1 pseudogene is annotated in these 655 nt (G+C 58.8%); it reads right to left on the bottom strand.

From position 1 onward, the window contains the following. Positions 1 to 655: pseudogene (locus ACW9HX_RS29095) on the bottom strand (beta strand repeat-containing protein); the annotation flags it as partial.

Here is a 655-nt window from a genome sequence, read left to right as displayed (position 1 = left end):
ACATAAGTCAGGCGCTCGATATTGGCCGCCAGGGTGTGATCCTTCCAGCTGACCCGTACCTCATCGTTGCCACCGCCGGCCTGTTCGATGATGGTCACTCCACCGCCGTTGACGAAATAGATGTCATCTCCGGCGCCGCCTTCAAAAGTCGCGAAGCTGATGGCAGCGGCCGTGAAGGTGTCGTTGAAGGACGAACCGATGACCTTGTCGATCTCCGTCAGAGTGTCGCCCTGCGCATCACCACCGACACCCGCCAGACCGGTACCCGGGCGAATATCCACGTTGACTGCCGCCGACGAAGACGAGTAATCGACCGTATCGAAGCCACCGAGACCACCGTTGAACGCAAACACGCGACCATCGGCAATGAATGTGTCGTTGTATTTGGAGCCACTGATCGCTTCGATGCTGTCATAGACGTCACCCGCAGCGATTCCGCTGTTGACCCCGGTCTTCAGATTGAGCGTGACACCTACAGTGCTGTCGTCATAGGACACGGTGTCCATGCCTGCGCCACCGATGAACTGGTCGGCACCGCCACCTCCCTTGAAGATATCGTTGCCCGCACCGCCAGTGATGATGTTGTCGCTGTCATTGCCCACGCCGGTGAACGAACCGGTGCCGACATAAGTCAGGCGCTCGATATTGGCCGCCA

This window comes from Pseudomonas sp. SDO52101_S400, assembly GCF_054071635.1.
Note: the sequence above shows the minus strand (reverse complement) of the source record. Positions and strands in the feature narration are given on the sequence as shown.